Annotated in this window: 9 protein-coding genes; 3 read left to right on the top strand and 6 right to left on the bottom strand. The window is 67.9% G+C overall.

Features of this window, described 5'->3' with window-relative positions:
- Positions 1 to 107: 107 nt before the first annotated feature.
- A complete protein-coding gene (locus ABOZ73_RS18180) occupies positions 108 to 1,187 on the bottom strand; it encodes a pyridoxal phosphate-dependent aminotransferase (RefSeq protein WP_369059510.1) in 1,080 nt (359 codons plus the stop codon).
- A gap of 231 nt (positions 1,188 to 1,418) precedes the next feature.
- Between ABOZ73_RS18180 and ABOZ73_RS18175 the strand changes: the two genes are divergently transcribed.
- The 3 genes from ABOZ73_RS18175 (at position 1,419) to ABOZ73_RS18165 (ending at position 4,838) form a co-directional block, all read left to right on the top strand.
- Positions 1,419 to 1,901, top strand: coding sequence for an Lrp/AsnC family transcriptional regulator (locus tag ABOZ73_RS18175; RefSeq protein ID WP_369059509.1), 483 nt, complete (start codon positions 1,419 to 1,421; stop codon positions 1,899 to 1,901).
- A 136-nt stretch (positions 1,902 to 2,037) separates the two neighbouring features.
- On the top strand, positions 2,038 to 3,282 hold the full coding sequence (locus tag ABOZ73_RS18170) for an aminotransferase class V-fold PLP-dependent enzyme (RefSeq protein WP_369059508.1): 1,245 nt from the start codon (positions 2,038 to 2,040) through the stop codon (positions 3,280 to 3,282).
- Entirely contained in the window at positions 3,279 to 4,838 is a 1,560-nt protein-coding gene (locus ABOZ73_RS18165) for a S10 family peptidase (RefSeq protein WP_369059507.1), read from the top strand. The genes ABOZ73_RS18170 and ABOZ73_RS18165 overlap by 4 nt, the downstream gene beginning before the upstream one ends.
- Positions 4,839 to 4,842: 4 nt before the next feature.
- Here the strand turns inward: ABOZ73_RS18165 and ABOZ73_RS18160 are convergent, their stop codons facing one another.
- From ABOZ73_RS18160 to parC, 5 genes are all read right to left on the bottom strand, one after another.
- Positions 4,843 to 5,397: a hypothetical protein gene (locus tag ABOZ73_RS18160; RefSeq protein WP_369059506.1), complete on the bottom strand. Its 555-nt coding sequence runs from the start codon at positions 5,395 to 5,397 to the stop codon at positions 4,843 to 4,845.
- 63 nt (positions 5,398 to 5,460) lie between these two features.
- Positions 5,461 to 6,786: an amidohydrolase family protein gene (locus ABOZ73_RS18155; protein ID WP_369059505.1), complete on the bottom strand. Its 1,326-nt coding sequence runs from the start codon at positions 6,784 to 6,786 to the stop codon at positions 5,461 to 5,463.
- Between the two features lie 46 nt (positions 6,787 to 6,832).
- Entirely contained in the window at positions 6,833 to 8,101 is a 1,269-nt protein-coding gene (locus ABOZ73_RS18150; RefSeq protein ID WP_369059504.1) for a serine hydrolase domain-containing protein, read from the bottom strand.
- A 69-nt stretch (positions 8,102 to 8,170) separates the two neighbouring features.
- Positions 8,171 to 9,484, bottom strand: coding sequence for a serine hydrolase domain-containing protein (locus ABOZ73_RS18145; RefSeq protein ID WP_369059503.1), 1,314 nt, complete (start codon positions 9,482 to 9,484; stop codon positions 8,171 to 8,173).
- Positions 9,481 to 11,733 carry a DNA topoisomerase IV subunit A gene (gene parC, locus ABOZ73_RS18140; protein ID WP_369059502.1) on the bottom strand — a complete coding sequence of 751 codons (2,253 nt, stop codon included), beginning with the start codon at positions 11,731 to 11,733 and terminating at the stop codon, positions 9,481 to 9,483. Before parC ends, ABOZ73_RS18145 begins: the two co-directional genes overlap by 4 nt.
- Positions 11,734 to 11,811: the final 78 nt, after the last annotated feature.

Raw genomic sequence — 11,811 nt, 5'->3', positions numbered from 1 at the left:
TAGTCGGCGAGGCGCAGATATTCTTTGCGTTCTCTGGACCTTCACCGGTCAGTCGTAAATTGGTCATGCGGCCGCACGGGCGGACACGCATTACCTATGCGTGATGTTTAAGTTTCTCGGCGAAGGGCATTCGCCAAACGGATAAGGCCGCGCTCCAACAGGTCGGGTTCACCGCCAAGTCCGATACGGATGTGACCAGCCAGGCCAAAGTGCTCGCCCGGCGCGACGATGAGACGATCTTGCGCCCAAAGCGCTTCCGACAGCGCCAGGGTGTCTTCGACCCCGACAACGCGAGGAAAGTACATGCAGCCGGCCTGCGGCAGCGCGCCGTCCAGCAAGCCCTCTTGGATCATGGCGCGGATATGCGGCTCCACCGCCGACCGCGTCGCGCCAAGGCAGGCGCGCCAATGGGCGTCGAAGGGCTCAAGATCCTCGAGCACCAAGGCGCCGATGGCGTGGGTCAGTTTGGAGACCGCAAGGTCGCCTTGCGGATTGGCCGCCTCGATGCGGGCGATGTCTTCGCCAGACGCCGTCAGCCAGCCGCAGCGCAGCGCAAAGAGACCGTGCACCTTGGAGAGACTGCCGGCGACGATGAACTCTGGATGCGGCGGGACCGCGCCCGCCTCCCCCAGGAAGTCAGCGTAGACGGCGTCGATCAGCACCTTAACCGATCGCTTGCGTGCGACCTGGGCGATGTCATCCAGAGCCTGCCGGCTCAGGGCCGCGCCCGTTGGATTGTGAAGCTGGGTCAGCAGGATGAGCCGCGTGTCTGGGCGGATGGCGACTTCGAGCTCGGCGGGATCGACGGAAAAGTGCGGCGCCCAGCGCGGAAGCAGATCGACCACCGCGCCAGCCTCGCGGGCCAGGGTCGCCAGAAGGTCAAAGCCCGGCGTCTCGACAAGGACGCGCTCGCCCGGCTGCACAAAGGCGCGAATGGCCATGGCCATGGCGCTGGTGGCGCCGGCCGCGCCGATCACCTGATCGGGCGACACCCCGGCGCGCTTGGCCACGGCCTGCGCCACAAACCGGTTTCCCGACGCAAAGACACTCTCGTAACGGTCGGTGACCTTGTCGGAGAAGGCGCGGCCGATGACGCCGGCAAGAAGCTCCGTCGGCTCTGGAATGGTGGAGTCGAACAGAACGATCGCTTCAGGCGTCTCGGCGCAGCGGGCGAGCGCTGTGCGCACCCACCGCGAATACCCCTCCTCAAGCGCGGGGCCATCAAGGCGCTCCCGCGCGGTCGAGACTGTCAACGGCCGCCCCCTCTACACACTCTGCTCGTGCGGCGTTCAAAAAGCACGCAACCAGCCACGCTAGAGATCGTAATCCGCGCTCATGGATTTTCTTGTCTTTGTTCTGCTTGACGAAAGGGCTTTGCGCATCCGCTATGCGCACGGGAAGCGAAACGAACATAAGCTATGTCATCAAAACTCGACGCCATCGACATCAAGATCCTGACCCTCATGCAGCGGGACGCGTCGATATCGACCGCCGATCTCGCCGAGCGGGTGGGCCTGTCGCAATCGCCTTGCTGGCGAAGGATTCAGCGCCTCCGCGAGGAAGGCTACATCACCTCCGTCGTCGCCATCGTCGACCCGCGCAAGCTCGGCTTCACGATGCAGATTTTCGCCCAGGTGAAGATGACGACCCTGACCGAGAAGGAACGGGCCGACTTCTATCGGCAGGTGGAGAACATCCCCGAGATCCTCGAATGCTGGACGGTCTTTGGGGAGATGGACGCGATGATGAAGATCCTGGCTCCCGACGTGGTCTGGTATCAGGACTTCGTCTTCGCCGTGCTCCTCAAGTTGCCGGGGGTGATCGACGTCCGCTCCATTGTCACTCTGGCGGAGTCCAAGAGCACGACGGCCGTGCCATTGCAGGCGCGTCAATTCCGCTGAGGCGGCCTTCAGGCCCGATCCATGCCCACGAGCTTGACCAGGCGCATAAATCATTCACCACACCCCGTCGGCGCTTGCGTCAAAGACTGAAAAATCCGACCGCCCAAGGCTAGCCTGTCGTCCAAGAGGAAGCCCGATGACGTTCACCCGCCGCGCCCTGATCGCCGCCGCAGCCGCCGCGCCCGCCGCCGCGCAAGCCGCGACCACCGCACCGACGGCGGCCCCCGCCCTGCCGGCCAAGGCCGCCTTCGCCGCCATGGCGTATGTCTATCTGGACGCCGGCTCCACGCACCCGATGCCGCTGGGCGCCCGCGCTGCGCTCGAGGGGTATCTGCGCTACAAGACCCGCGCGGCCGACGCGCCAGAGCTGGACATGGGCGCCAAGGAACAGAACGTCTTGGCCAGCTTCGCCAAGCTGGTCGGCGCGACGCCGGACGAGCTCAGCATCGTGCAGTCGACGACCATGGGCGAGAACCTGATCCTTCAGGCCCTGGGCTATCCGGCCGAGCCCGGGCGCATCGTCACCGACGCCCTTCACTTCTTCGGCTCCTTCTATACCTACGGCGAGCTAAAGCGCGCCGGCGCCGACGTAGTCACCCTGCGGATGACCCGCGAAGGCGGCATCGACATGGACGAGATGGCCGCCGCCATCACAGACGGCACGCGCCTGGTGGCGATCAGCGCCGTATCGACCACCAACGGCTTCCAACATGACCTGAAGCGGGTCTGCGACATGGCCCACGCCCATGGCGCCTATGTCTATGTCGACCTGGCCCACGCCGCCGGCACGGTCCCGCTCGACCTGCGGGCCGCAGGCGTCGATTTCGCCGCGACCTCTTCCTACAAATGGCTGATGGGCGATTTCGGCCTGGGCTTCCTCTATGTGCGCAAGGAAGTCCTGCCCAAGATCAAGCGCCCCTGGTGGGGCTATCACCAGATCAGCCGCTTCCAGAGCCACGTGTTCCCCTATGACGCGCCGGGCGACGCGGTGGCCGACTACGCCGCCCGCCCCGACGCCACCGGCGTCTTCGCCATGGGCACGACCTCGTGGACCGGCGTCGTGCAGCTGGATCACACCTTGCCCTGGATCCAGTCCATCGGGGTGGAGCGCATCCAGGCCTGGCGCCAGCCGATGATCGACGCCGTCCAGACCGAATTGCGGCGCCGCGGCTACGAGCCCCTCACCCCGCTCGACAGCAAGACACCGCTGGTCGCCTTCGCCCTCAAGGACGCGCGCGCCAAGTTGCGCGACCCGCTGGCCAAGGGCGGCGTCCGCATGACGGTCGCCCAGAACCGCTTCCGGGTCTCCGTTTCCGTCTTCAACGACATGAACGACATCGACCGTCTCCTCAACGTCCTGCCCAAGGCGCCGCCCGCATGAAACGTCTTCTTCTCTCCACGGCGGCCGCCCTGCTCCTGGCCGGCGCCGGTTCGGCGATCGCGCAGTCGGAACCGCCGATCGTCTTGGCGGTCTCCAAGGACATCCCGGCCTCGGCCGCCGTCGCCCCGCCGGTGCGCTTCGTCACCAAGCACAAGACCACCATCCGCGGCCAACGGATCGACTACACGGCCACCGCCGGCGAGACCTATCTGACCTCGCTAAACGGCGAGCCGACCGCCAGCATCTTCAGCTTCGCCTACGTCAAGGACGGTCCGCGCGATCCGCGCCGGCCGGTGATGTTCGTCTTCAACGGCGGCCCCGGCTCCTCGTCGCTGTGGCTGCACATGGGCGTGGTGGGTCCGCGCCGCGTGGTGCTCGACCGCGAGGTGAACCCCAGCAACGTCCCGCCCTTCAGCGCGGGCGACAATCCCGACAGCCTGCTCGACGTCGCCGATCTGGTGTTCATCGACCCGGTCGGCACCGGCTTCAGCCGCCCGGTCGGCTCGGGCAAGGGCGAGGACTTCTGGGGCGTCGACCAGGACGCCGACTCCGTGGCCCAGTTCATCGAGCTGTGGCTGAGCGAGAACGGGCGCTGGACCTCGCCAAAGTTCCTCATGGGTGAAAGCTATGGCAGCGTCCGCGCCGCCCTCCTGCCCCGCGCCCTGATGGGCGGCCCGACCTATACGGGGGTGATGCGCGGCGTCACCGTCAACGGCATCGTCCTGCTCGGCACCACGCTGGAGGGACGCGACGTCCCCGCCAAGCCGGAAGCCGCCTTCGTCTCGGCCGCCAATGACCTGACCGCCCAGGCGGCCACCGCCTGGGCCCACGGCCGCACCAAGCATCAGCAAAAGTCGCTCGCCGCCTTCCAGGCCGAGGTCGACCAATTCGCCGCCGGCGAATACGAGGACGCCCTGCGCCGCAACGCCGCCGGCTCCCTGTCGCCCGCCGATCGCCAGGCGCTGGTCGAGCGCCTCATCGGCTACACCGGCCTGCCCGCCGACGCCTACGCCAAGGACCTGAAGGTCCCCACCGGCCAGTTCGCCCGTCAGCTTCTCGCCGACCAAGGCCTCAGCGTCGGCCTCTATGACGGCCGCTACACCCTGCCGACCGCCGGCTCCGGCAATGAGCCGGTGGCGGACGATCCGGCCATGGGGCGCTATGTCCCCGGTTTCATGGCCGCCTTCCACCAGATGCTGAGCGACGACCTCAAGGTGTCTATGAAGCGCCCCTACGGCGCCATTGTCTGGCGCGACCTGCTGTCCAAGTGGACGTGGAAACGCGCCCAGGTGCCGCCCGGCCAAAGCTTCGCCGTCGACCTGAGCACGGCCATGCGCCGCAACGAGCGTCTGCAGGTGCTGGTGGCGTCCGGCAGCTACGACCTGGTCACCACCCCGGCCGCCGCGCGCCGCAGCCTCGCGGCCGCCAACCTGCCGGCCGACCGCGTGACCTTCCGCGACTATCCGTCGGGCCACATGCTCTATCTCGGAGACACAGCCCCGGCCTTCTCCGACGACGTGCGGGCCTTGATCCGCAAGGCGTCGGGACCGAACTGACGCACTAAGGCCCGCAGACCCACCGGCCGACAAAGGTCTTGCTGGCCCCTTCGGCCCGCTCGTAGGTCAGGGTCGCGGGGGTCGGGGGCGACTCTCCGCCGCCGATCGCCGGTCCGGTCACCGCGATGCGAATGGTCTTGCCCGCGCCGCTGAACGTCGCGCCCTTCAGCATGCCGTCGAAGCCGCCGGGCGCGGCGACCCGCTCGACATAGCCGGCCACCTTCACCACGCCTTGGGCCGCGTCCTTGGACGCCACGTCGCCCATGGCGAGCAGCAGCGGCGTAGCGCCGGCGGTGGAGAAGCTGCAGCCCAGTTCGCCCGCCAGCTTGGCGCCCTCCACGTCGGCCGGGGTCAGGGCGTCGAGGCGGATTTCTGAGCCATCGCCGCCGACGGTCGCGCCTCCGCTGGCCACGGGCGGCTGCGGCGTCGGCGCCGCTGGCGCCTGAGTTGTCGGCGGCGCGTTTGGCGCGACCTCTTTCGGCTCCTCCGGCCCTGAACAGGCGGCGAGCGCGAGGACCGCGACTACCAGTCCGGACGAGGCGATGCGATGGCGGGCCATGGCTGATCCTTCGAACACAGGCATGGACTACGCCGCGCCGACCGCGTCGGTTCCGAACGCCCCCTACTGGGCGATCGGCGCGCCGTTGCGCCAGACCGCCTCAATGGTCCGGCTGTTGGCGATGTCGGCGGTCGGGTCGGCGCGCAGAACGAGGAGGTCGGCTCGGCATCCCGCCGCCAGGCACCCGCGATCCTTCAGACCCATGAGCGCGGCGCTGGACGCGGTGGCGGCGGTTAGGGCCTCAACCGGCGTCAGCCCGGCCTGCACGAAATGACCCAACTCCAGATGCTCGGCGAAACCGGGGATGCGCAGCGGCGTCACGCCGGAGTCGGTGCCGAAGGCGATCTTGCCGCCCCCAGCGTGGACGCGGCGCAGGTTGGCGATGTTCATGCTTACCGCGGCGCGCGACGGCTGCGCCTTGTCCAGGGCCGCCTGGCGCCATTGCGCGTCGTTCAGCTGCGCCTCCAGCGCCGGGGTCACGGCCATGCGGAAGAAGGGGTCCTTCAGCCACTCCGGATGCTCGGCGTAGATGTATTCGGCCTCGTTGATGTTGACCGTCGGGATGTACCAGACGCCCCGTTCGCGCAGGAGCGTGGTGAACTCCTCGTCGACGGGCATGTCCCGCACGCCGTGCCCGATCACGTCGGCGCCGGCGCGCACGACGCCCTTGGCGTCGGCCAGGGCGTGGATGTGGACGGCGGCCTTGAGGCCCCGGCGATGCGCCTGGTCGATGGCGGCGGCATAGACCTCCGGCGTCATCTTGGGCGACTGGCCGTTCAGGTCGTCGACCCAGACCTTGATCATGTCGACGCCGGCGTCGGCCATCGCGTCCACCGCCTTGCGGGCGGCTTCAGGCGTCGTCGGCCGCATCACACTGGCGGGCGGCTTCATGCGGGCCGGAGGCGCGCCATCGACCGCGCCGACACCGCCGCCGGCTCCATACAGGTCCGCGCCGCCATGTGCGCCGCCGCGCCATTCCCGCCTCAGCGTGTGGAAGAGCTCGGCGTTCATGCCCAGCGCATTGACGGCCACCACGCCGTAGCGCTGGAACTGCGCCAGATCGCGCCCGACCGTCTCGCGCGAATAGTTGTGCCCGCCGACATCCAGACCCTGGACCATGCCGACGTGACTGTGGGCGGTGACGAGGCCCGGCATGACGAACCGGTCCCCCAGATCGACGCGCTTGGCGCCGGCCGGCGCGGCGACTTCTGCTTGCGGGCCGGAGGCGACGACCTTGCCGTCCTTGATGACCACGCGCGCCTTGTCGATCACCGCCGAGCCGTCGAACAGACGTTCCGCATCGAGCACGGTGACCGCCTGGGCGGCGGCCATATCGACATTGAGCAGCAACGCCATCGCCGCCGCCGAGCAGACCAGCCGCTTGTTCATCGCAAATCTCCCGAAACTCTCGTCCGCCTAACGTCCACGGCGCGCCTCAAGGCGCCTTGATCGCCGGGTAGACTCCAGCCGCCGACAGGCGGTCCAGCCTTGGATCGCTGTCGGGACGGCCCAGGACTTGAACCATACCCAGGACGAACAGGTCATTGGCCGGGTCGATCCAGAACCAGGTGCCGGCCGCGCCGCCCCAGCTGTAGCTGCCCTTGCCCACCGGCGTGCCGGCCTTAGCCGGGTCCATGACGGTGGCGAAGTCCAGGCCGAAGCCGACGCCCGGGCCCAGCGGCTGCTTGGCCAGCGAGGCCGCCGTCAGGTGGTTCTCGCGCATCAGCTCCACGGTCTGCGCCTTGAGCAGGCGCTTGCCGCCCAGTTCGCCGCCGTTCAGCAGCATCTGTGAGAACCTGGCGTAGTCGGCCACGGTCGAGACAAGCCCGCCGCCGCCCGACTCCACCGCTGGCGGCTTGGACACGTCCAGCACCATGAAGCCCTGCGCCGGGACCACCTTCTTGTCGGCGGGGTTGATCAGGTAGAGCGAGGCCAGACGCCCCTGCTTCTCCGCCGGGACCCAGAAGCCGGTGTCGACCATGCCCAGCGGCGAGAAGATGCGCTCTTGCATGAAGGCGCCTAGCTTCTTGCCGGACAGGCGCTCGACGATGAGGCCCTGCAGATCGACGGCGACGCTGTACTTCCACTGCTCGCCCGGCTGCCCCATCAGGGGAATGGCGGCCAGGGTCTTCAGGAAGGCCTCCGGCGTCGGCGAGCCCAGCAGGCCGCTGTCGCGGTAGGCCTTGTCCACGGGATTATCGACCTGCAGGCCATAGGCGAAGCCGGCCTGGTGGCTCATCAGCTCGCGCATGGTGGCCGGACGCTTGGCCGGCTCAGTGACCATCTTGCCGTCCGGCCCGACGCTCTTGAACACTGTCAGGTTCGCCAGCTCCGGCAGGAACTTGGTGATCGGGTCGTCTAGGCCCCACTTGCCCTCCTCGTACAGCATCATCAGCGCCACGCCGGTCACGGGCTTGGTCTGGGAGTAGATGCGGAAGATGGTGTCGGCCTTCAGCGGCGCGCCGGTGGTCAGGTCGCTCTTGCCATAGATGTCGTAGTGCAGCGCCTTGCCGCCCTTGGACACATAGGTGATCACCCCGGGCAGCCGGCCCTGGTCGACCAGGGCGTGCATGGAGCTGTCCAGCTGCTGGAAAGCCGCGTCCTGGGTGGCCGCGGCCGGCGCGGCGTTCTGGGCCTGGCAGGCCGGCGCGGTGGCGAGGATGGCGGCGATGGCCGCCGCGGCCAGTTTGAAACGTCGCGTCATGACTGTCCCTGAGAGCTGCTCGCGCAAGCTGTATAGGTCCAGCTTAACGCTGCTAAGACAGCCCGCCAGCTATTTCGCGCGGTCCACCAGGGCCTGATAGACGAGGTTGCGCGTCTCGGCGTCGAGGCCCGAACCGACGCCGCCCAGGCGCTGGATCATGCCGACGAAGAACAGGTCGTTGGTCGGATCGGCCCAGAACCAGGTGCCGGCCGAACCGCCCCAGCTGACGGTCCCCTTGCCCACCGGCGCATTGCCCAGCAGCGGGTCCACCGACACCGCCATGTTCAGGCCAAAACCCAGGCCTGGCCCGAACGGGAACGGACGGATGCCGTCGGAGGTGACCGAGAAGCTGGGCGGCAGGTGATTTGAGCCCATGATGGCGATGCTGGTCGGCCGCACGATCCGCACCCCGTCCAGCTCGCCGGCGTTGAGGATCATCTGGCAGAAGCGCGCATAGTCCCGCGCGGTGGAGACCAGCCCGCCGCCCGCGGACGGGGCCAGGGGCGGCTGCAGCACGTCGCGCCAGCGGGGGGTCGGCGGCTCGGCCAGGCGGTTGGTGGAGTAGTCGATGTCGTACAGGGTCGCCAGGCGGCGGCGCTTTTCCGGCGCCACATAGAAGCCGGTATCGACCATGCCGAGCGGATCGAAGATCTTGGTCTTGAAGAAGTCCGGCAGGCTCATGCCCGACAGGCGCTCGATGATGTGACCCTGGATGTCGGTGGCGATGCTGTAGCGCCACATCTTGCCCGGCTGGCAGAACATGGGCTGCTCGGCGATGCGGCGGACCATGTCGGAGAGGCTGTCGGCGGTCAGCACACCGGCTTCCAGATAGGCGCGGTCCGGCGGACTGTCCCCGGCAAGGCCATAAGCGAACCCCGCCGTGTGTGTCATCAGTTCGCGCATGGTCGGCGGCCGCGTCACGGGCTCGACGGCGGTGATGGCGCCATTGGCGTCGGCCGTCTTGAACACCTTCAGATCAGTGAACTCTGGGATGAAGTAGGTGACCGGATCGTCCAGGCCCCAAAGCCCCTGCTCGTAGAGCATCATCATGGCCAGGGCCGTGATCGGCTTGGTCTCGGAGCGGATGCGGAAGATCGCATCGCTCGTCATCGGGTCGCCCAGGTTGATGTCCCGCTGACCATAGGCCCGCAGCTGGACGATCTTGCCCCGCCGCGCCAGCAGGGTAACCCCGCCGGCGATCTGGTTGTTGGTCACGGTGCGCCGCATGGCGTCGTCCAGACGCCCCAGGCGCGCGGGGTCGAAACCCACGTCCTCGGGCCGGCCGAAGCTCAGCCCACCGGGCGACCGGGCGGCCAAGGCTCTGCCGCCGCCCAGACCGAACATGCCGGCTAGGGCGCGGAGCATGACCACCCGACGGTTCATTTTGGCCGGAACCGCTTGCTTGTCGGGAAGCCCTTGGGCGCCAGCTTGCCGGCCCCCGCGCGCTTGCCGATCCACTCGCGCCATTCCATCCACTCACGGCGACGCCCCGCGGTGTCGATCCAGGCGGGACCGGTCTCCTGGTTGAAGACCAGGGTGTCGCGCAGGCCGCCCTCACGGTAGCTCTGCAGCTTCACGCCCTTGCCGCGCGGCATTTCCGGCAGCTCTTCCAGCGGGAAGATCAGGATCTTGGCGTTGTCGCCGATCACCGCCACCTGGTCGCCGATGACCTCGGTGCAGCTCAGGGCGCCCTTGTCGTCGACGGTCATCACCTGCTTGCCGGCGCGGCGGTTGGCCAAGGCCTCCTCCTCCGGCATCAGGAAGCCGTAGCCGGCCTTGGACGCCATGAAGCGCTTGCGGCCCGGCTTGTGCGGGAAGACGTCGATGATCTTCACCTTGTCGTCCAGGTCGATCATCAGGCGCAGCGGCTCGCCATGCCCGCGTGCGCTCGGCAGCTTGTCGCAGCCGATGGTGAAGAACCGTCCGTCCGAGGCGAAGATCAGCAGCTTGTCGGTGGTCTCGGCCGGAACGACGAAGCCCAGCTTGTCGCCTTCCTTGAACTTCAGTTCCGAAGGATCCTCGACCTTGCCCTTGGCCGCGCGGATCCAGCCCTTGTCGGACAGGATGACCGTGATCGGCTCACGCGGGATCATGGCTTCCAGGGCGGCTTCGGTATCGACCTGCGGCGCGTCGGCGAAGGCCGAACGGCGCTTGCCCAGCTCAGTGCCCGGGCCCAGGGTCTCTCGCACGTCGCGCAGGCCCACGCCGACCAGCTTCCACTGGGCGTCGTCGGAGGCCAGCATGGCCAGGATGCCGTCGCGCTCTTCCGCCAGTTCGGCGTGCTCGCGGCGGATCTCCATCTCCTCCAGCTTGGCCAGTTGGCGCAGGCGGGTGTTGAGGATGGCGTCGGCCTGGATGTCGGTCAGCTCGAACGCGGCGATCAGCTTCTGCTTCGGCTCGTCCTCGTAGCGGACGATGCGGATCACCTCGTCCAGGTTGAGGTAGGCGATCAGCAGGCCGGCCAGGATGTGCAGGCGGGCCTCGATCTTGTCGAGGCGGAAGCGGGCGCGGCGGACCAGCACCTCGCGGCGGTGATCAAGGAACGCCTTCAGCGCCGGCTTCAGCCCCATGACGCCCGGGGTGCCCCGCGCGTCCAGCACGTTCATGTTGACCGGGAAGCGCTGCTCCAGCGCCGAGAGCTTGAACAGGCTCTCCATCAGCACTTCGGGCTCGACGTTGCGGTTCTTGGGCTCGAGGACCAGACGAACGTCCTCGGCGCTCTCGTCGCGCACGTCGCCCAGCAGGGCGGCCTTCTTGCTGTCGATCAGGTCGGCCAGCTGCTCGACCAGATCGGACTTCTTCACCTGGTACGGAATCTCGGTGACGACGATCTGGTACGTCCCCCGCCCCGTTTCTTCCTTCTCCCACTTGGCGCGGACGCGAACGCCGCCGCGGCCGGTCTCGTAGGTCTCCAGCAGGGACGACTTCGGCTCGACGATGACGCCGCCGGTCGGAAAGTCCGGACCCAGCACGCGCTCCATCAGGTCGGCGGTGGTCGCGTCCGGACGTTGCAGCAGCACCAGGCAGGCGTCGATCAGCTCCGCCGCGTTGTGCGGCGGGATCGAGGTGGCCATGCCGACCGCGATGCCAGACGAGCCGTTGGCCAGCAGGTTCGGGAAGCCGGCCGGCAAGACCGTCGGTTCTTCGTCCTGGCCATCATAGGTGGGACGGAAATCGACCGCGTTCTCGTTGATGCCGTCGAGCAGAAGCGTCGCCGCCTCCGTCATCCGGCATTCGGTGTAGCGCATGGCCGCGGCGTTATCGCCGTCGATATTGCCGAAGTTGCCCTGCCCCTCGACCAGCGGGATGCGCTGGGCGAAGTCCTGGGCCAGACGCACCAGGGCGTCATAGATCGACTGGTCGCCGTGCGGGTGGAAGTTACCCATCACCTCGCCGACCACCTTGGCGCACTTGCGCGCGGCGGCCTCGGGGTTCAGGCGCATGTTGTGCATGGCGTAGAGCACGCGCCGGTGAACGGGCTTCAACCCGTCGCGCACGTCCGGCAGGGCCCGCGAACTGATGGTCGACAGGGCATAGGCGAGATAGCGCTTGGACAGCGCCTCGCTGAGCGGCTCTTCGATGATGCGGTCGTCGCCGCCGTCACCGCCAGGGGGGAGGAAAGGCTTGTTCATTCCGAATCGATTGTAAGTCAGAGCCGACTATTTAGTCAGGCCCAGCGACCTTGTCCCCCAATGACGGCGGCGAAATGG

The organism is Caulobacter sp. 73W, assembly GCF_041021955.1.
Classification (GTDB): Bacteria; Pseudomonadota; Alphaproteobacteria; order Caulobacterales; family Caulobacteraceae; genus Caulobacter.
This window is presented reverse-complemented; position numbering and strand designations above follow the sequence as displayed.

Bases quoted from the DNA above. Each gene is read 5' to 3' on its own strand.
- ABOZ73_RS18175 (WP_369059509.1), top strand. From the start codon at position 1,419: ATGTCATCAAAACTCGACGCCATCGACATCAAGATCCTGACCCTCATG.
- ABOZ73_RS18170 (WP_369059508.1), top strand. From the start codon at position 2,038: ATGACGTTCACCCGCCGCGCCCTGATCGCCGCCGCAGCCGCCGCGCCC.
- ABOZ73_RS18165 (WP_369059507.1), top strand. From the start codon at position 3,279: ATGAAACGTCTTCTTCTCTCCACGGCGGCCGCCCTGCTCCTGGCCGGC.
- ABOZ73_RS18160 (WP_369059506.1), bottom strand. From the start codon at position 5,397: ATGGCCCGCCATCGCATCGCCTCGTCCGGACTGGTAGTCGCGGTCCTC.
- ABOZ73_RS18155 (WP_369059505.1), bottom strand. From the start codon at position 6,786: ATGAACAAGCGGCTGGTCTGCTCGGCGGCGGCGATGGCGTTGCTGCTC.
- ABOZ73_RS18150 (WP_369059504.1), bottom strand. From the start codon at position 8,101: ATGACGCGACGTTTCAAACTGGCCGCGGCGGCCATCGCCGCCATCCTC.
- ABOZ73_RS18145 (WP_369059503.1), bottom strand. From the start codon at position 9,484: ATGAACCGTCGGGTGGTCATGCTCCGCGCCCTAGCCGGCATGTTCGGT.
- parC (WP_369059502.1), bottom strand. From the start codon at position 11,733: ATGAACAAGCCTTTCCTCCCCCCTGGCGGTGACGGCGGCGACGACCGC.